The 269-nt window shown below is 55.8% G+C and carries 1 protein-coding gene; it reads right to left on the bottom strand.

What is annotated here, in order from left to right; all coding sequences use genetic code 11:
* Window positions 1-269: NAD(P)H-dependent oxidoreductase (locus tag QP437_RS10100; RefSeq protein ID WP_285267742.1), on the bottom strand; the 269-nt coding region annotated here is incomplete at both ends.

Consider the following 269-nt stretch of genomic DNA (forward strand, 5'->3'; position numbering starts at 1 on the left):
AGGTTAGCGACAGCATATACTGTTTGCCCTGAATCAACCCGCCGGAGCCATATTTTTTGCTGTCATCGGAGCGGGTACGGCCATCGCTGGCGTACAGAGAACCATGGCCTTCGGTGAAGACGTCATCCATGTACTTTTTCACGGTCCACGGCGCGCCCATCCACCAGCCAGGCATCTGCCAGATCACCACATCAGCCCAGAGAAAGTTTTGTACTTCCGCTTTGACATCGTAGTCGCTGTCGGCGCGAACGATGCGGACATCATGCCCG

It is taken from the genome of Haemophilus sp. UMB1048, from assembly GCF_030218125.1.
Lineage (GTDB): Bacteria > Pseudomonadota > Gammaproteobacteria > Enterobacterales > Pasteurellaceae > Haemophilus_D.